General features: G+C 67.6%; 19 protein-coding genes and 1 tRNA gene. 12 read left to right on the top strand and 8 right to left on the bottom strand.

The window, feature by feature from the left end:
* Positions 1-75: 75 nt before the first annotated feature.
* From C441_RS11305 to C441_RS11295, 3 genes are all read right to left on the bottom strand, one after another.
* A complete protein-coding gene (locus C441_RS11305) occupies positions 76-1272 on the bottom strand; it encodes an alanyl-tRNA editing protein (RefSeq protein ID WP_007275192.1) in 1197 nt (398 codons plus the stop codon).
* 35 nt (positions 1273-1307) lie between these two features.
* Positions 1308-1829, bottom strand: coding sequence for a helix-turn-helix domain-containing protein (locus C441_RS11300; protein ID WP_007275191.1), 522 nt, complete (start codon positions 1827-1829; stop codon positions 1308-1310).
* Positions 1830-2061: 232 nt separating this feature from the next.
* Positions 2062-2146 (bottom strand) — tRNA-Leu (locus C441_RS11295).
* 143 nt (positions 2147-2289) lie between these two features.
* On the opposite strand from C441_RS11295, the gene C441_RS11290 reads away from it, so the two are divergent.
* Positions 2290-2850: a DUF420 domain-containing protein gene (locus C441_RS11290; RefSeq protein WP_007275190.1), complete on the top strand. Its 561-nt coding sequence runs from the start codon at positions 2290-2292 to the stop codon at positions 2848-2850.
* A 334-nt stretch (positions 2851-3184) separates the two neighbouring features.
* On the opposite strand, the gene purF is transcribed toward C441_RS11290, so the two are convergent.
* Positions 3185-4666: an amidophosphoribosyltransferase gene (gene purF, locus C441_RS11285; protein WP_007275189.1), complete on the bottom strand. Its 1482-nt coding sequence runs from the start codon at positions 4664-4666 to the stop codon at positions 3185-3187.
* A 136-nt stretch (positions 4667-4802) separates the two neighbouring features.
* Here purF and C441_RS19715 point away from each other — a divergent pair, with 136 nt between their 5' ends.
* The gene (locus C441_RS19715; protein ID WP_161618820.1) at positions 4803-5060 is read left to right on the top strand and encodes a hypothetical protein; all 258 of its coding nucleotides are present in this window, start codon (positions 4803-4805) and stop codon (positions 5058-5060) included.
* On the opposite strand, the gene C441_RS19045 is transcribed toward C441_RS19715, so the two are convergent.
* Positions 5057-5233 carry a 50S ribosomal protein L37e gene (locus C441_RS19045; protein WP_004042936.1) on the bottom strand — a complete coding sequence of 59 codons (177 nt, stop codon included), beginning with the start codon at positions 5231-5233 and terminating at the stop codon, positions 5057-5059. The genes C441_RS19715 and C441_RS19045 overlap by 4 nt on opposite strands.
* On the bottom strand, positions 5230-5460 hold the full coding sequence (locus C441_RS11275; protein WP_004042938.1) for an LSM domain-containing protein: 231 nt from the start codon (positions 5458-5460) through the stop codon (positions 5230-5232). Before C441_RS11275 ends, C441_RS19045 begins: the two co-directional genes overlap by 4 nt.
* Before the next feature lie 380 nt (positions 5461-5840).
* On the opposite strand from C441_RS11275, the gene C441_RS11270 reads away from it, so the two are divergent.
* The 4 genes from C441_RS11270 (at position 5841) to C441_RS11255 (ending at position 10868) form a co-directional block, all read left to right on the top strand.
* Positions 5841-7193, top strand: coding sequence for a ribonuclease J (locus C441_RS11270; protein ID WP_004061394.1), 1353 nt, complete (start codon positions 5841-5843; stop codon positions 7191-7193).
* Positions 7193-8239: a geranylfarnesyl diphosphate synthase gene (gene idsA3 / locus C441_RS11265; protein ID WP_004969403.1), complete on the top strand. Its 1047-nt coding sequence runs from the start codon at positions 7193-7195 to the stop codon at positions 8237-8239. Before C441_RS11270 ends, idsA3 begins: the two co-directional genes overlap by 1 nt.
* Positions 8240-8429: 190 nt before the next feature.
* Positions 8430-10142, top strand: a complete 1713-nt coding sequence (locus C441_RS11260) for a glutamate--tRNA ligase (RefSeq protein ID WP_007275187.1) — start codon at positions 8430-8432, stop codon at positions 10140-10142.
* 66 nt (positions 10143-10208) lie between these two features.
* Positions 10209-10868: a cyclase family protein gene (locus C441_RS11255; protein ID WP_007275186.1), complete on the top strand. Its 660-nt coding sequence runs from the start codon at positions 10209-10211 to the stop codon at positions 10866-10868.
* 39 nt (positions 10869-10907) lie between these two features.
* On the opposite strand, the gene C441_RS11250 is transcribed toward C441_RS11255, so the two are convergent.
* Positions 10908-11387 carry a DUF456 domain-containing protein gene (locus tag C441_RS11250; protein WP_007275185.1) on the bottom strand — a complete coding sequence of 160 codons (480 nt, stop codon included), beginning with the start codon at positions 11385-11387 and terminating at the stop codon, positions 10908-10910.
* Positions 11388-11556: 169 nt separating this feature from the next.
* On the opposite strand from C441_RS11250, the gene C441_RS11245 reads away from it, so the two are divergent.
* The 6 genes from C441_RS11245 to C441_RS11220 all read left to right on the top strand — a co-directional run bounded on the left by C441_RS11245 (position 11557) and on the right by C441_RS11220 (position 17602).
* Entirely contained in the window at positions 11557-11886 is a 330-nt protein-coding gene (locus tag C441_RS11245; protein ID WP_007275184.1) for a 4Fe-4S dicluster domain-containing protein, read from the top strand.
* Positions 11887-12016: 130 nt separating this feature from the next.
* Complete coding sequence (locus C441_RS11240) at positions 12017-12901, top strand: electron transfer flavoprotein subunit beta/FixA family protein (protein ID WP_049920554.1); 885 nt, start codon at positions 12017-12019, stop codon at positions 12899-12901.
* A gap of 2 nt (positions 12902-12903) precedes the next feature.
* On the top strand, positions 12904-14649 hold the full coding sequence (locus tag C441_RS11235; RefSeq protein WP_007275182.1) for an electron transfer flavoprotein subunit alpha/FixB family protein: 1746 nt from the start codon (positions 12904-12906) through the stop codon (positions 14647-14649).
* Positions 14646-16310, top strand: a complete 1665-nt coding sequence (locus C441_RS11230) for an FAD-dependent monooxygenase (protein ID WP_007275181.1) — start codon at positions 14646-14648, stop codon at positions 16308-16310. Before C441_RS11235 ends, C441_RS11230 begins: the two co-directional genes overlap by 4 nt.
* Positions 16311-16323: 13 nt before the next feature.
* Complete coding sequence (locus C441_RS11225) at positions 16324-16764, top strand: hypothetical protein (RefSeq protein WP_007275180.1); 441 nt, start codon at positions 16324-16326, stop codon at positions 16762-16764.
* 103 nt (positions 16765-16867) lie between these two features.
* Positions 16868-17602, top strand: coding sequence for a GNAT family N-acetyltransferase (locus C441_RS11220; protein WP_004969394.1), 735 nt, complete (start codon positions 16868-16870; stop codon positions 17600-17602).
* 112 nt (positions 17603-17714) lie between these two features.
* Here C441_RS11220 and C441_RS19940 read toward each other — a convergent pair whose 3' ends face one another.
* Complete coding sequence (locus C441_RS19940; protein ID WP_007275179.1) at positions 17715-17879, bottom strand: hypothetical protein; 165 nt, start codon at positions 17877-17879, stop codon at positions 17715-17717.
* Between the last annotated feature and the right edge of the window lie 63 nt (positions 17880-17942).

Raw genomic sequence — 17942 nt, 5'->3', positions numbered from 1 at the left:
TTGAAAAAGATGATTGAACCGCCGGTCGTCCGCCGGGCGTCAGCACGGCGCAGACCGGCCGCTCTACGGGCGTATTCAGTCGCGCAGGTACGCCAGCACCTCGTCGGCCGACGCGCCGAGGCCGCCGCCCTGCGCGAAGGTCGGCCCACCGCCGCCACCGCCGCCGAACTCGTCTGTCACCTCGGCGACGACGTCCCCGGCGGCCGCGTCGCCGGCGCTGGCGACGACGACGAACGGCGCGTCGGACTCGCCGACGGCGACGAACACGTCTACGTCGGCTCCGTCGCGGGCCTCCTTGGCGGCCTCGCCGACCTCGTTCGCGTCGAAGCCGGAGACCGCGCCGACGTTCCACGTCAGCCCGTCGCACTCGACCGTCTCGAAGTCCGCGAGGCGAGCGCGCAGGACTTCGGATTTCAGGTCGGCGAGTTCGGACTCCAGTTCCTCGCGGGCGGCCGCGGTTCCGGCGGCCGACTCCCCCAGCCCACCGAGGTTCGTCCCGAGCGCTCGGGCGGCCTCGTAGGCGGACGTTCGGACCTCGGCGCGGCGGTCGATGGCCGACGGACCGACCGCGAACTCGACCCGGGTGAGTCCCTCGCCGGGGTTCGACCGACCGAGCACCTCGACCGGTCCTATTTCGACGGTGTTCGAGACGTGCGTTCCGCCGCAGGCCGCCCAGTCCCAGCCGTCGATGGAGACGACGCGGACCTCGTCAGCGTCGGCGAAGACCCCCTCCTCGGTCTTGACGTTGAACGCGATTTCCTCGCGCTCGCGGGCCTCCGCGACGGGAATCTCCTCCCACGACACCTCGCGGCTGTCCCACACCGCCCGGTTGACGAGGCGCTCCAGTTCGACGAGCGCGTCGTCGTCGACCTCGGTCGAGGTCTCGAAGTCGACGCGGACCTTCTCCGCGGAGATGTCGAAGCCGCCGTAGCCGAGGTCGTCGAAGATACGGCGACCCGCGCCGTAGAGGACGTGACTGGCGGTGTGGGCCCGCATGCAGTACGTTCGGAGGTCGTCGTCGACGACGCCCGTCACCTCGTCGCCGACGCCGAAATCGGGGTCCGCCGCGAGGTCGTGGACGACCGCGCCGTCGGCGTCCGTGCGGACGTGTTCGATATCGACGCCGCCGAGAACGCCCCGGTCCGCGGGCTGGCCGCCGCCTTCGGGGTAGAAGTACGTCTCGTCGAGAGTGACCGACCGACCGTCGACGCGCGTCACCGTCGCGTCGAACGCCCGGACCGTCGGCGACTCGGGTGCGAGTGAGTCGGACATGTGCGCGTCGAGACGCCCGACCGAGAAAAATCGTGCTACTCGTCGACGAGGGTCACGTCGAGGCGCTCTTCGAGCGCGCGGATGGCCGACCCGCCGACGTTCGCCCGCGTGGCGCGGCCCTGCTCGATGGCGAGCAGTTGCTTCTCGTCGAGGTCGAGTTCGTCGGCGAGCTCGGCGAGTTGGAGGCCGGCGTCCTGCCGGGCGGATTCGACGACGCCGCCGTAGCCGGAAACGAGGTAGGGAAGCCGGTCTTTCTCGTAGTTCGTCCCTTTCTCCTCCCAGTGCTTGGAGTCGCCCTTCGCGCTGTCGTACATCTTCGCCGTCCGCTGGGCGGCGCGCTTCTTTCGGTTCCCCGAGGAACCGTCCCGGGAGGAGTCACTCGACCCGCTCTTTCGGTCGGCGTGGCGGTTCTCGCCGTGCGGCGCGCAGTCCGGACAGACCAACAGGTCCGCGCCGGCCACGTTCGCGCGCCGGAGCTTCGCGGTGCTTCGGCCGCAGAGTTCGCAGCTGTCGCCGTCACCGCCGCCACCGCCCCGGTTCGTCGAGTACTTGGCCATGCCCCGTGTTACTCGTTCGACCCTTTTAAACTCGCGGCACGGGGGCGACTGCGGGTGTCCGAAGTCGGAGCCGATGCGGTCGCTGGTCGGTGAATAGCGAGTCGCTCGGAGAGATATTCCTACCAGGAAGCAGTTCAGAGAAATCCAGAGAGGCACACCTCTCGGGGTGTAGTTTCGTGGAAGGATTGTGCGTGGGTGATGTCCGTGTAGGGACGTCACCTGCATCTTGCGATGCGTGGGACCGGATTTGAACCGGCGGACCTCTACAGGACAGCGCCCTCAACGCTGCGCCGTTGGCCTGGCTTGGCTACCCACGCTCGCTGTGTCTTACTGCACTCTCCGTTACCCCGCGGTAATTTAAATGACTTTCCTTTCGACTCGGCAATGTCGGGCGTTTGCAGGCGTCGTGCCGCGGGCGGCCGACAGAACGATTTTGGCCTCGCGGCCCCGGAATACGCCCATGGAGTTCCGAGCACGCGACCACGTCCGCGGACTGACCGCTCTCCTCTCGGTGCTGTCGCTCGCGCTCGTCTTCGGCGCGGCGCTCGGCGCGATTCCCCGCGCCGCGATTCCGACCGCGCCGGCGGCCGCGCTGAACGCGATTCCGCACGTCAACGCGGTCATCAGCACCGTCGCCATCGTCACCATCCTCGCCGGCGTCCGGTTCGTCCGCCGCGGCGAAATCGAGCGCCACCGGCGCATGATGCTCGCCTCCTTTCTCCTCTTTGCGACGTTCCTCGTCCTCTATCTCTACAAGGTCGTCGTGCAGGGGACCGCGGAGTTCCCCGGCCCCGACGCGGTCTACCAGTTCGTCTACCTCCCGACGCTGGCGATTCACATCCTCCTCGCCGTCGTCTGCGTTCCCGTCGTCTACTACGTCCTGCTGTTGGCGCTGACGCGGCCGATAACGGAGGTCTTCGGCACCGAGCACGCCCGGTTCGGCCGCGTCGCCGCCTCGCTGTGGCTCGTCTCGTTCGTCCTCGGAAACGTCGTCTACGCCCTCCTTTACGTCGTCTACTGAGGCGGGAGTCGGCGAGCACCGCCGCTCGGCCGTTCAAAGGGAGTACCCGTCCGACGCCCGCGGCGGGCGCGCGGCCCGAGGGCCGGTGCGGACGGGCGGTAGTACGCGGTGCGACCGGCAGGTCACAGAGACAGGATGTGCGGGCCCTCCCGCGGTGTTACACCACCCCGTCGATTCGCACTCCGTACTCCGCTCGCAACCCGGTCCTCGGCGAGTCGGAGTACGGTTCGAACGACGGGCGCGAGAGAAAAGAAAGGCCGCGTTGATTATGCTATCGAGGCTCTCGGTGACTGTCAGGCGGAGCGATAGGTCGGGGGGACGAGACGAGTGGAACTCAGTCGCTCAGCGGCGCTTCGGCACCGACGACGGGGCGACTCACGTCGCGGTCGGTCTCCTCGCCGTCGATGTCGTAGGGGTACTCGCCGGTGACACAGCCGAGACAGAGGTCGGCGCGGGACTTTTCGAGCACCTCGGCGACGGCGTCGATAGAGAGGTAGCCGAGGCTGTCGGCGTCGATGGTGTCGCGGACCTCCTCGACGGACTTGTCCGAGGCGATGAGTTCCTCGCGGGTGGCCATGTTGATGCCCATGTAGCAGGGCGCGACGATGGGCGGCGCGCCGATGCGCATGTGGACCTCGGTCGCGCCGGCGTCGTACAGCAGTTGGACGAGCTGGTTCGACGTCGTCCCGCGGACGATGCTGTCGTCGATGAGCGTCACGGACTTCCCCTCGACGGTGCTCTTGATGGGGTTGAGCTTGAGGCGGACGGCGCGCTCGCGTTCGTCTTGGGTCGGCATGATGAACGTCCGGCCGACGTAGCGGTTCTTCATCAGCCCCTCGGCGAACTCGACCGTCGCGTCGTCCTCCTGTGCGGCCTCGGCGTAGCCGGAGGCGAACGCGCGGCCCGAGTCGGGCACGGGCATGACCACGTCGGTGTCGACGCCGTTTTCGTCCCAGAGCTTCCGGCCGAGCCCGCGGCGGACCTCGTAGACGAGGGTGTCGTTCATCACGGAGTCCGGGCGGGCGAAGTAGATGTGTTCGAAAAAGCAGTGGGCCGTGTTGTCGCGTTCGACCAGTTGATACGAGTCGAAGCCGCTTCCGTCGGGGTCGAGGACGACGAGCTCGCCCGGTTTCACGTCGCGGACGAGCTCGCCGTCGAGCGTGTCGATGGCGGCAGACTCGGAGGCGAGCACGTAGCCGTCGTCGACTTTCCCGATACAGAGCGGACGGTTCCCTTCGGGGTCACGCACGCCGAGGACCGTCTCGTCGTGCATGATGGTGAGCGCGTACGAGCCGTGGATGCGCTCCATGGTCCGCTTGACGGCGCGGACGAGGTCCTCTTCGAGGAGGTTGCGCGCGAGGTCGTGGGCGATGACCTCGGTGTCGCCCGTGGAGGTGAAGGCGTGGCCGAAGTTCTCCAGTTCGTCGCGGAGTTCGTCGGCGTTGACGAGGTTGCCGTTGTGCGCGAGGCCGAGCGACCCCGACTTAAAGGAGACGGCGAACGGCTGGGCGCACGACTTCGACACGTCGCCCGCGGTGGGGTAGCGGACGTGACCGATGCCGGCCTCGCCCTTCAGGCCGTCGAGGTCGTCGGCGTCGAACGCGTCGCCGACGAGACCCATCTGGACGTGACTGTGCTGTTGGAACCCGTCGTGGGTGACGATGCCTGCCGACTCTTGGCCCCGGTGCTGGAGGGCGTACAGCGAGTAGTAGAGGGGCCGTGCGGCGTCTCGACCGCCGAGTGCGACGCCGACGACACCGCACTTCTCGGTCGGTCCGCCGATGTGGTGGTGGGAGTCGTCCCGCCCAGTTACCATGGAAGATGATAGAGAGTCGAGGGGGTAAAAAACCCGTCCTTATGCAGTAACGACGGGTTCCGAAACCGGAAAGTATGCACATGAGTGCACATCTCAGCGTGCGACGGAACTGCGGGCGACGACGCGGGGAAGCGCGATGACGACAGCCACGGCGACGCTGGTAGTCGCAGAGATGACGACAGCGCTCGTCGGAGAGACAGTGACGAAGGCGACCGCGGCGGCGACGACACGCGAGGAAGAGCGCACGCAGTCGGCGAGTGTCGAGGACACGTACTCGGTGCTAGCGAGTGTCACGGACGCGAGGACGAACCGGGAGTCAGGAACGCGGGTTCGTTCTCGCCGCAGACGGCGAGAGAGAAGACAGAGACGGTCGGAGACCGTCGAGAGTCGTTAGTTGTCGCCGGACTTCGACTGCCAGGCGTAGCTCCGACGCTTCTTCGACTTACCGAAGCCGCAAGACGAGCAGACCTTCTTCTTCACGTGGTAGGACTTCTCGCCGCAGCGACGGCACTTGACGTGCGTCGTCTTGTTCTTCTTTCCTTGGCTGGGGGTTCCTGCACCCGTCATGCTTTGATGGTGACGACGTTATCGCCGCGTATAATGGTTGTGTCTTGGACTTGCTCGAGTTCGATATCCCCGGGCACGGTGTCTTCGTCCAGCGCTTCTTCGAGTACGACGTTCATGTGCTGGTCGTAACCAGCGAGGACGCCGAAGTACGCGTTTCCGTCCTTGAGGAGAACCGTCACCGGCTCGTCGAGTGACGCTTCGAGGACGTCGAGGGGTCGGCCGCTCATGCATCAAATCCGTCTCGTAGTTGTCTTAAATGTGCCGGACCGACAGTGCGAAATCGCTTCGAACCCGGTCGTTCGGGGGCGAAATCGTCGTCGAACAGACGGGTGACCGCGAATCGCGCGAGGGACTCGCACGGGTGCGAGCGTACGGACGCGGTGAACCCACGTAGTTTTTAGTCCCCCCGTGAGTAGAACTCAGTACCAGAAACCCGCGGGTAAGTGCGGGCGCGCCCAGTTCGACCGATTCGGGCCGTCTCGCACGCGGGGTCATTCGACCGACGAGCTGCAAGACGCCGGGGCCGGTGGCCCCCAGACACCCGTCTTTCCGTGAGCACCTTCGCCACATCGTGGCTTTCGATGCTCGGAATATCGAGACACAAACCATGGAAATCGAAATCGCAACCATAGGCGGATACGAAGAAGTCGGCCGTCAGATGACGGCCGTCCGTGCCGGAGACGACGTCGTCGTCTTCGACATGGGTCTCAACCTGTCGCAGGTCCTCATCCACGACAACGTCGAGACCGAAAAGATGCACAGCCTCGACCTCATCGACATGGGCGCTATCCCGGACGACCGGGTCATGAGCGACCTCGAAGGAGACGTGCAGGCCATCGTCCCCACGCACGGCCACCTCGACCACATCGGGGCCATCTCCAAGCTCGCCCACCGCTACGACGCCCCCGTCGTCGCCACGCCCTTCACCATCGAACTGGTGAAACAGCAGATCGAAGGCGAGAACAAGTTCAACGTCAACAACGACCTCGTCAAGATGGAAGCCGGGTCGACGATGTCCATCGGTGACTCCGGACAGGTCGAACTCGAATTCGTCCACGTCACCCACTCCATCATCGACGCCATCAACCCGGTCATCCACACGCCCGAGGGCGCAATCGTCTACGGTCTCGACAAGCGCATGGACCACTCGCCGGTCCTCGAAGACCCCATCGACATGAAGCGCTTCCGCGAGATCGGCCGGGAGGGCAACGGCGTGCTCGCGTACATCGAAGACTGTACGAACGCCGGCCGGAAGGGCCGCACGCCCTCCGAGTCCGTCGCGCGCCGCCACCTCAAAGACGTGATGACCTCCGTCGAGGACTACGACGGCGGCATCGTGGCGACGACGTTCTCGTCGCACATCTCCCGGGTCTCCTCGCTCGTCGAGTTCGCCAAGGACATCGGCCGCCAGCCGGTCCTCCTCGGCCGCTCGATGGAGAAGTACTCCGGCACCGCCGAGCGCCTCGGCTTCGTCGACCTCCCCGACGACCTCGGGATGTACGGCCACCGCAAGTCCGTCGACCGCACCTTCAAGCGAATCATGAAGGAGGGCAAGGAGAACTACCTGCCCATCGTCACGGGCCACCAAGGCGAGCCGCGCGCGATGCTCACCCGCATGGGCCGCGGCGAGACGCCGTACGAGATCGACGACGGCGACAAGGTCATCTTCTCGGCGCGGGTCATCCCGGAGCCGACGAACGAGGGCCAGCGCTACCAGTCCGAGCGCCTCCTGCGCATGCAGGGCGCGCGCATCTACGACGAGATTCACGTCTCGGGCCACCTCCGCGAGGAGGGCCACTACGAGATGTTGCAGGCGCTCCAGCCCCAGCACGTCATCCCGGCTCACCAGAACCTGAAAGGCTTCGCTCCGTACGTGGACCTCGCGGAGAGTCAGGGCTACGCCCTCGGTCGCGACCTCCACGTCACGCGGAACGGCAACATGATCCAGCTGGTGGAGTGATGACTCCCGACGCGACGGAAAAGCGGGTGCTCGAGGCGATTCGCGAGCGACGCGAGCTCGTCAACGACGCGCTCGACGAGGACGTGCCGATGGCCGAGCCCGAACGGCTCTACGAGGCCACCCGGTACCTCCTGAAAGCCGGCGGCAAGCGCCTCCGGCCGACCGTCTCCCTCCTGACCGCGGAGTCCCTCGCGGACGTCGAACCGATGTCGGAGGACTACCGGGCGTTCCCGACGCTCGCGGGCGACGCCATCGACGTGCTGGTCGCCGCCGTGAGCATCGAGGTCATCCAGTCGTTCACGCTCATCCACGACGACATCATGGACGACGACGACCTCCGTCGCGGCGTTCCGGCGGTCCACAAGGAGTACGACACCTCGACCGCCATCCTCGCCGGCGACACGCTGTACGCCAAGGCGTTCGAACTCCTGACGAAGACGGGCGCGGACCCCGCCGACGGCCTCGAAGCCGTCCGCCGGCTCGCGACCACCTGCACGCAGATCTGCGAGGGGCAGGCGCTCGACATCGAGTTCGAGCGCCGCACCGAGGTGCTCCCCGACGAGTACCTCCAGATGGTCGAGCTGAAGACGGCGGTTCTCTACGGGACCGCCGCCGCCGTCCCGGCGGTCATCATGGGCGCCGACGACGAGGTCGTCGAGGCGCTCTACCAGTACGGCATCGAGTCCGGGAGCGCGTTCCAGATTCAGGACGACGTGCTCGACCTGACCGTGCCGTCCGACCAGCTCGGCAAACAGCGCGGCTCGGACCTCGTGGAGAACAAAGAGACCATCATCTCGCTTCACGCGCGCCAGCAGGGCATCGACGTGGACGACCTCGTCGACGCCGAGACGGCCGAGGAACTCACCGAAGACGCCGTTGAAGCCGCTGTCGCCGAACTGAACGAGGCGGGAAGCATCGACTACGCCCGCGAGATGGCCGAAGACCTCACCGAGCAGGCCAAGTCGCGGCTCGACGTCCTCCCGGACAACGAGGCCCGCGACCTGCTGTGCGACATCGCGGACTACCTCATCACCCGCGGCTACTGAGCGCGCGGCGCGCCCGCCGCGAACCGCGGACGCCGGCCGTGCGGTTTTCTCTTCGACCCGTTCGGTCCCCGAGCCCCGCCGTAACTCATATCTACTCCGAAGTGCTAACATATGACGTACCCCTGCCCGCGCGAGGACCCGTCCCCGCAATCCGGGCCTGTTTTTAGGCGCGCCGCGGAAGCGAACGGTAATGGACGACGAGCTTCGAGAGCGCATCGAGCGAGAGGCCGAGAAGCACGCGCTTCTCAACGCGGTCAAACACGACAGCGACGCCGACGTGGGCGCGATTATGGGCCCGCTGATGGGCGAGAACCCCGACTTCCGACAGCACGGCGGCGAGATTCCGGGCCTCATCGGCCCCGTCGTCGCCGAGGTCAATCGGCTGTCGGCGGGCGAAAAGCGCGAGCGACTCGAAGAGCTCGCGCCCGAGGAACTCGCCGAGATGGAAGCCGAGGAGGAAGCGGACGACTCGCTCCTTCCCGACCTTCCGAACGCCGAGGACTACGACGAGGTCCGCATGCGCGCCGCGCCGAACCCCAACGGCCCGTGGCACCTCGGCCACGCCCGCATGCCCGCGGTCATCGGGACGTACAAGGAGATGTACGACGGCTCCTTTATCGTCCGGTTCGACGACACCGACCCGGAGACGAAGCGGCCGGACCTGACCGCGTACGACGCCATCCTCGACGACATCGACTACCTCGGGTTCGAGCCCGACGACGTGATTCGCGCCTCGGACCGTGTGGAGACGTACTACGACTACGCCCGCGAACTCATCGAGATGGGCGGCGCGTACACCTGCTCGTGTTCGGGCGAGGCGTTCTCGAACCTGAAGAACGACGGGAAGCCGTGTCCGCACCGCGACAAGGACTCCGAGACGACCCGCGAGGAGTTCGAGGACATGGTCGCAGGCGAGTACAGCTCGGGCGAGATGGTCCTCCGCGTCAAGACCGACATCGAACACAAGAACCCCGCGCTCCGCGACTGGGTCGCCTTCCGCATGATAGACACGCCGCACCCCCGCGAGGAGGCGGCCGACTACCGCGCGTGGCCGATGCTCGACTTCCAGTCCGGCGTCGACGACCACCTCACGGGCGTCACCCACATCATCCGCGGCATCGACCTGCAGGACTCCGCGAAGCGCCAGCAGTTCGTCTACGACTACTTCGACTGGGACTACCCCGAGGTCGTCCACTGGGGCCACGTGCAGGTCGACGCCTACGACGTGAAGATGTCCACGTCGAGCATCAAGGAGCTCATCGACGCGGGCGAGGTCGAAGGCTGGGACGACCCGCGCGTGCCGACCATCAAGAGCCTCCGTCGCCGCGGCATCCGCGGGCAGGCCATCGTGGACGCGATGGTCGGCCTCGGCACCTCCACGTCGAACGTCGACCTCTCGATGTCGACCGTCTACGCGAACAACCGCGACCTCGTTGACGACGAGACGGACCGCTACTTCCTCGTCCGAGATGGAGAGGAGTTCGCCGTCGAGGGCGGCCCCGACAGCGCCCACCCGCCGCTTCACCCGAGCTTCGAGGAGCGCGGCACCCGCGACATCCCCGTCGGCGACAGCGTCCGCCTCGAATCGGGCGACGTGCCCGCCGAGGGCGAGCGCGTCTGGCTGAAGGGCTTCGGCGCGGTCCGCCGCGAGGGCGACTCGCTCGTCGCCACCGGCGACGACCTCGACGTGGTCCGCGAGGGCGACGTGGCCGTGATTCACTGGGTCCCGACCGACGGCGTCTCGGTCCGCATGCGCACCATGGACGGCGACGTGACGGGCGTCGCTGAGCCCGACTTCGGCGACGTGCCCGAGGACGAACTCGTCCAGTTCGAGCGCGTCGGCTTCGTCCGCGTGGACGACCGCGGCGACGACGAGACGGTCGTCTACTTCGCGCACAAGTAAGCCGAGCGACGGACAGTCGCTCTCGACACGAACACTCGTTTTACCCACCCGCGCCTAAGGAGTCGTATGACCCTCCTCGACCTCACCCGCCGCGTCGAAACGGGGATGCCGACGTACCCCGGCGACCCGCCAGTCACAGTCGAGTCGCACGCCGACTTCGACGCCGACGGCTACCGCGTCTCGCGGCTCGAACTCGGAACCCACGCGGGCACGCACGTCGATGCCCCCGCCCACACCGAGCCGGACGGCGCGACGCTCGACGACTTCCCGGTCGAGGACCTCCGGTTCACCGCTCGGGCCATCGACTGCCGAGACGCGGGGGCCCGCGGCCGAATCGGACCGGACGCGATTCCAGAACACCTCGAACCGCGTGTGGACTTCCTCGTGTTCCGGACCGGCTGGGACGACGAGTGGGGAACCGAGCGCATGACCGACCACCCGGCGCTCGCGCCGGAGACAGCCCGTGCCTGCGCGGACCGGGGGCTGTCTGTCGGTATCGACGCGCTCAGCCCCGACCCGACCGGCGGCGACGACGTGCCCGCCCACCACGCGATTCTCGGGGCGGGCCTCCTCGTCGTCGAGAACCTCCGCGGGTTGGACGCGCTCCCGACCGACCGGACGTTCGACCTCTACGTCATGCCGCTTCGGGTGGACGCCGACGGCGCGCCCGCCCGGGTCGTCGCCGACGCGGAGACGGGGCTGATTCGGCGTCGAGACGAGCGGTGAGTCGGCGGGAACCGGGGGGAACGCGAAACCGGTCGGCGCTCAGACCACCACGGTCAGGACGAACCCGACGAGCATCGAGAACGTCAACAGCGCCTGTACCGCCGCGGTGGCGAGGACGCCGACGGTGGCGACGAGGGCGCGCCGACCGCTCTCTTCCGCGTCTTGGTGTTCGAAGTATTCGAGGGCGAAGACCGTGCCCGCGACGCCGACGAAGATGCCGAGCGGGCCGATGAGGAACATGAGCAGGAAGCCGACGACGCCGGCGATAATCGACGTTCGGGTCGACGCGCCACCGAACCGCGCGGCGACCATCCCGCCGGCGTAGTCGGTGACGAGCGCGACGAGGCCGACGAGGGTCAGCCCGACGAACGCGATGGGACCTGGGTCCGAAAAGCCGGACGCCACCCAGTAGACGACCACACCGAGCACGGACAGGAGCGCGCCGGGGAGAAGCGGGAGCACGCTCCCGACGACGCCGAGGACCAGGAGGGCGAGCGCAATCCAGAGGAACACGTCCATACCGGGGTGGTTCGGGCCGGGGGCTATTCACCCCACCGAGTGGGCGCGTCGAGACTGCGGCGGGAAACGGTGTGTGTAACGGGCCACCGATTCGCGCGCCGCGCGACCCGGTTTCGCGCCCGTTCGGGGGATAGTTTATTGCCTCTACCGGAATATGTCACTAAGAGTCATGGCTATCGACCCGCAGTTCGAGACAAACAGGGAGAAGGTCGGAGAGGAAAACGGCGTGGCCGTCTGGGGACCGGTCGAACCGCCGGAGAAACTCGGCATCCACGGCACGCACGTCGCGGTGGACTTCGACATCTGTCTCGCCGACGGGGCGTGTCTGGAGGACTGCCCCGTGGACGTGTTCACGTGGGTCGACACGCCCGACCACCCCGAGTCGGACATCAAGGCCGAACCGACCCACGAAGACCAGTGTATCGACTGCATGCTCTGTGTCGACGTCTGCCCGGTCGACGCCATCGACGTCGACCCCGGGCGAGCGGGACGCATCTGAGGGAAGAAACCCCGATTTTTTGCGGGTGACGCCGCCGCCAGCGACGCCGCCGAGCGGCGCAGACGTTCCGGCCACCTAGTACAAAAGATTATTATGAATATGAGCTAGCATTAACTGGAGAGTGTTCTCAATGCACATGGTGGTACTTACCAAAGGCGTTCCCGACTTCCGGGAGGGCCAGGTATCGTTTGACGAGGACGGGCACCTCGAACGGGGGAAGACGCCCACGGTGATGAATCCGAACGACCGCTTCGCGCTGGAGGCGGCGCTCCAGACGCGGGTTCGACACGGCGGACGGGTGAGCGTGATGAGCATGGGGCCGCCGGGGTACAAGGAGGTGTTACAGGAGGCGATGGAGACGGTGTACGCCGACGACCTCCACCTCGTCTCGGACCGCGAGATGGCGGCCGCCGACACGTGGGCGACGGCCATCACCCTCAGCGCGGGCATCGAGACGCTCGGCGAGCCGGACGTGGTGTTCGCCGGGTTCAAGACCGCCGACGGAGAGACGGGCCACACCGGCCCGCAGACGAACTGGTGTCTCGACATGCCGCTCGTCACCCACGTCGTCTCCCTCGACATCGACGAGGAGGCGGGGACCCTGCGCGCCAAGCGACTGGTCGAAGGCGACATCGAGGAGATAGAGACCGTCGAGACGGAGCTTCCGGCGTTCGTCGTCGCGGACCCCGAGTTCGAGCCGTCGTATCGGACGGCGGGCGAGCGCCTGACGCTGAAGGACTTACGCGAGGAGACGAAGGCACGCGCCGAAAACTACGAGGAGCACCTGACGGTGCGGGACCACGCCGACATCAACGTCGACCCGGACTACATCGGCCTCGACGGCTCGCCGACCATCGTCTCGTCGGTCGACCCGATTCCGAAGGCCCCGGCGGAGCGGGAGGCCACGATGGTCGACCCGGACGATACGGGAGCCATGCAGGACGTGCTGACCGCGATGCAGTCGGCGGTGGGCGACGGCGACGGCGGCGACGCCGCGGCCGCTGGGGGTGACTGAGCGTGACCGACTTCGACCCCGGCGACTACGAGATTTCGGAGCTCGGCCCGGCCATCAAGGACATCGACGACCTCGGCGAGCTAGAGGAGATTCTACAGGCCGAACACCGCGGGCAGAACCGCGCGCCGGCCGTCGCGCTCATCGAGAGCCGCATCGAGAAGTTCTCCGAGGACGACGAGGAGCCGGCGGACGCGGGCGAACTGGACCTCGCGTCGATGAGTACCGCAGAAATCGGGAACACCCTCCAGAGCGTCGAGGAGGTCTCGCAACTCGAAGCGCTCCTCGAACGCGAGGAGGCCGGTGAGGACCGCGACCCGGTGAAGCGACTCATCAGCAACCGCATCGACTCGGTGAAGGGAAGTGACGAGGAGGACACGGAAGTCGAGGTGGACGACCGGACGCCAGAGGAGCGCCACCCCGACCTCGACCACCCGACCCGCGACAAGCGACACGTCCGGTCGCTCCACGGGGGGACCTACCGCGACATGTGGGTCTACTGCGAGACGCAGGCGGGCGAACTCGTGGACGTGTCCAAGGAGATGCTCGGGAAGGCCCGCGAGCTGATGGACACCTACAACGACGACTACACGACCGACGAGCGGGTCGTCGCGGTGCTCATCGGCTCCGACGTGTCGAAACACGTCGAGGACGTCATCGCCCACGGCGCGGACGTGGTCGTCGTCCGCGAGGACGCCCGGCTCGAACGCTTCCAGCACAAGCCGTACACCGAGATATTCTGCGACATGGCCCGCGTGGGGGCCACCCACCAGAACTTCGAGGTCACGGACGGCCGCGACGAGTCGTGGCGCGACTACGACAAGCCGCGGTACGTGCTGTTCCCGGCGACGAACAACGGCCGGGACCTCTCGGCGCTCGTGCAGGCCGAACTCGACTCCGGCCTCGCCAGCGACTGCTCGGGGCTGTACATCACAGAAGAGGTCATCTCGAACCCGGTCAAGACCGGCGTCGCCGGCGAGAAAAAGGAGTTCCAGCGCGTCCTGCACATGAAGCGCCCGGACTTCTCGGGCTTCGAGTACTCGACGATTCTCTGTATCGACAACCCGACGCGGGAGTTCCACCCGCAGGGCGCGTCGGTCATCCCCGGGAGCTTCGACGTGCCCGACCCGGACCCAGACCGCGAGGGGCTCGTGGTCGAACACGACGCCCCGCTCGACGACGACTGGTTCCGCGTCACCGTCACCGACTTCGACCGACTGGACGAGGGCATCGACCTGACCGGCCACGAGGTCATCGTCGCGGTCGGCCGCGGCATCGGCGACGACCCGACGAAGGGCATCGAACTCGCCTTGGACCTCGCCGACCAGTTCGAGGACGCCGAGGTCGGCGTCACCCGCGGCATCGTCACGGGGTCGTTCAACTTCGACGGCCACGTCGAGCAGTACACCCACGAGGACAGACAGATAGGCGAGACGGGGCAGGTCGTCGCGCCGAAACTCTACGTCGCGGCGGGCATCTCCGGTGCGGTCCAGCACAAGGTCGGCATGGACGAGTCGGACACCATCGTCGCCGTCAACACCGACCCCGACGCCCGCATCCGCGACTTCTCGGACTACTTCATCGAGGGCGACCTGTTCGAGGTGTTGCCGAGGCTGACGACGGCGCTCAAGGAGGGCCGGTTCGAGGCGGCGGTCGCCAGCGACGGGGGACGCGCGGCATCGACGCCGCCGGCCGGAGCACCCGACGATGGCGCTGGAGCGGCCGCGGACGACCGAGGTGAGTCGCGATGAGCGACTACGAGCACTACGAGGCGCTCGTCGTCGGGGCGGGTCCCGGCGGCGCGGCGGCGGCCGCGACGTTCGCCAACTACGGCATCGAGACGCTCGTCCTCGAACGCGGCGTCGAGGCCGGGTCGAAGAACGTCTCGGGCGGGCTCATCTACGCCGAGGAGTCCGCGCCCTACACCATCGACGACCTCTTTCCGGGCTTCCGCGAGGCGGCCGCCGAGCGGCCCATCACGAAGTACCGCATCCACAACATCGCCGGCGACAAGGTGGAGTCGTTCGACCTCACGGACCTCCACGAACACGACACCGAGTGGTCCGACTCGGTCCTCCGGCGGAAGATGGACTCGTGGCTCGAAGACCGCGTCCACGAGCGGACCCGCGAGACCGGCGGCGGTCTCCTGACGGGCGTCCACGTCAACGGCCTGCTCCGCGAGGAGGGCCGCATCGTCGGCGTCACGCTCGACGAACTCGACCCGATAACGGCCGATATCATCGTCGCCGCCGACGGGGTGAACTCGGAACTCGCCCGCGACGCGGGCCTGATGGACTGGGACGAGCCAGACGAGTGGTTCCAGGGCGTCAAGGCCGTCGTCGACATGCCGGAAGGCGCCATCGCCGACCGGTTCGACGTGGCGGAAGACGAGGGCGCGGCCCACCTGTTCTCGGGCGACCTCTTCGAGGGCGTCCGCGGCGGCGGCTTCCTCTACACGAACCGCGACACGCTGTCGCTCGGGACGGTGTTCCACCTCGACAGCCTCGTCGCCGAGGAGGCGGAGCCACACGAGCTACTGGACGGGCTCTTGACCCACCCGCTTCTGGCGCAGTGGCTCGGCGACGACTACACGGAACTGGAGTACAGCGCGAAGCTCGTGCCCGACTCGAAGAAGGTCGCACTGCGCGAACCGCACTTCGGCCGCCTGCTCCTCGTCGGCGACGCGGCCGGCCAGATGCAGGCGCAGGGTCCCATCATCAAGGGCATGAACCACGCCGTCACCGCCGGCGCGCTCGCCGCGGAGTCGTACGCGCAGGCCAAATCGCGCAACGAACCGGAGAAGGCGGGGACCCGCTACGCCCGCAAACTCCGGAGCGAGGGCGTGATGAAGAAGCTCCGGCCACGCGGCTACGAACTGCTCCGCGGCGTCGCCGAGGACGACGGCGTGACCAGCGTGGTCGATTCGGTGCTCACCTCGGCGGTCGGGCGCGCCGGCGTCCGCGCGCTCTCCGGGCGGCTCGAGCGCCTCTACAACGTCCCGACGCTGTCGGCGCTGATGCCGGACACGCGGACGCCCTACGTGACGCTCCCGACGGTCATCGCCGAGGAGTTGGGGACGCGGGTGCGCGAGACCAACTCCGTGACGCCGCCGGACCTCGAAGCCCGTATCGGCGCGCTGACCTACGACACCGACATCGGGAACCCGCACATCACGCTCCGCGACGAGTCCTACGAGGCGAGCGGGGCCGCGGTGGCGGCCTGTCCGGTCTCGGCGGTCGACTTCGGCGGCGGCTGTTACCGCGAGGAGGTCGTCCGGACCAACGGCTCCGAGGAGCGCGTCGTCAGCCTCGACACCCAACCCTGCGTCGAGTGCGGCACCTGCGCCGTCGTCGCCGACACCGACTGGAGCCACCCGCGCGGCGACAAGGGCGTCGAGTTCAAGTGGGGGTGACGGGGGTGCGAAGATGAGCGGCGACGCGACCGACCCGGCCTCTCGCCCCGTCGCCGACGGCCGCGGGGCCGAGGAGCGTCACCCGGAAGACGTGCGGTTCGGTGAGCGCGCCAGAGCCCTCGCCGCCGAGGCGCGGGAAGCGCGGGAGTCGTTCGACCCGCCGCCGTCGTCGGCCGCGGGCCGGCGCGCGCTCGAATGCGCCCGCGACGGCGTCGGCCCGGCGGTCTCGCTCTACGTCAGCGCGCGGACGGGCGACCGACTGGTCTCCTTCACCGGCGAGGAGTTCGAACTCCTCCACCGGGCGATGAACGACTGGCTCGCCATGTACGCCCGGTGCTACGGCGTCGACCTCGACGCGGACTTCACGGTGCGTGAGGCCGCCGAAGTCCTGCTTCGGACCCACGACGTGGTCGACACCGCCCAACTCCTGACCTGCGTCCCCGAGCGGCGCTGAGGGCGGCCCGCGCCCCGCGGTCCCGCTTCAGGCGTCAGCGAAGCCGACTGTCGGCGAGTCGAACACGAACAACAATTATAAATTATGAGTGTGATTGTGTACCATGGAAGTAACTGACAGTCTCAACTTCGGACACAAAGACCGCAAAGACATCTACGAGTACATCGAGCGCAACGGGACCGTCCGCGAGGACGAGGTACGCCGGGCGCTCAACTTCGAGCCGGCGGCGCTGGGGGCGCATCTGACCGTTCTGCGACGCGACGGCTACATCCGAAAAGTCGGCAACCACGTCGAGGTGGCGTACGCGCCCGGCGAGGCGGAGACGGTCGAACTCGGCGACCTCGACGTGACGATTCGGATGGCCCAGAACGTCGACTTGGAGAGCCTCGTCGACGCCATCCACGAGGTCGCGGACGAGGGCCGGTACATCGAGGCCGAGACGGTCGCCGACCTGCTCGACCACGAGGAGGTCGTCCTCCGGCACAACGACGTGAACTCCCGGATGGTGTTCGTCGCCACCGTCGGCGACGAGCTCGCCGGCTGGGTCCACCTCGACCTGCCCGAGGCGGAGAAGCTGAGCCACACCGCCGTCCTGACGGTCGGCACGCGACCGGAGTTCCGCGGTAACGGCGTCGGGAGTAGACTCCTCGACCGCGGCGTCGACTGGGCGCGCGAGCGCGGCTTCGAGAAGCTCTACAACAGCATCCCGGCGACCAACGAGGAGGCCATCGCGTTCCTCGAAGGCCACGGCTGGGAGACCGAAGCCGTCCGCGACGGCCACTACAAGATAGACGGCGACTACGTCGACGAAGTGATGATGGCCGTGTCGCTCCGGTGAGCGCGGACTCGCTCCGTCTCCGACCCTGATTTTCTGCGCGTCGTCTCCCGCCAGCGACGCGTGGGTCTGCGACCGCCCCGCGTGCGACCGGTCGCGCGACCACCCGACCGGCTTACGACCAGTCGTCTGCGGCCCCGTCGAGGGGCTCGGCGACGACGCCGTCCCGCTGGACGAGCGCCCTCGCGTGGGCCGTACAGACGTTCCTGTCGGCGTCCCACGGCACGTAGAGCCTGACCGCCGCGACGTTCTCGCAGTCGGGTTCGCTACACTCGGCCATACGGGGAGCGTCGGCGCCGACGACTATCGGTGTGTCGGCGAGCGGGCGATCGCCGCGGCCGTT

The organism is Haloferax sulfurifontis ATCC BAA-897 (assembly GCF_000337835.1).
Lineage (GTDB): Archaea > Halobacteriota > Halobacteria > Halobacteriales > Haloferacaceae > Haloferax > Haloferax denitrificans.
The sequence above is the reverse complement of the archived record's forward strand: the minus strand, read 5'-3'. Positions and strand labels throughout refer to the sequence as shown.